Origin of the sequence: Bacteroides sp. 519 (assembly GCF_010500955.1) — a bacterium.
Taxonomy (GTDB): domain Bacteria; phylum Bacteroidota; class Bacteroidia; order Bacteroidales; family Bacteroidaceae; genus Bacteroides.
The window spans coordinates 1-334 of the sequence record NZ_QVMJ01000097.1; the positions used below are offsets into that span (position 1 = coordinate 1).

Consider the following 334-nt stretch of genomic DNA (forward strand, 5'->3'; position numbering starts at 1 on the left):
CAGTAATCATCCACAAAGGGAGCGTTGCAGTTCCAAAGGTGAGCAATGCTACTCCTAAGCTGGCACCCGAAGTTACACCCAATACATCGGGACCGCCGTATTTAATGCTTTCGGAAACGGGCAGACTTTCAACTACCGACCACCGTAGCCCGTGCAATTCAATGAACTATCTTATAGCCGGTACCGGCGGAGTTGGTGGTAGTATAGCAGCTTTTCTTACCCTTGCAGGCAAGGATGTTACCTGTTCCTTTCCTATTGGAAGATATACCGTCCCATTACCGTGATGGCTCACTTGTTACCGACGAAAATAATCGTATCGGTTATTTGCGTGATT

Annotated in this window: 1 pseudogene; it reads left to right on the top strand. The window is 47.6% G+C overall.

Features of this window, described 5'->3' with window-relative positions:
* A pseudogene (locus D0T85_RS22065) lies at nt 1-284 on the top strand (hypothetical protein); the annotation flags it as partial.
* Between the last annotated feature and the right edge of the window lie 50 nt (nt 285-334).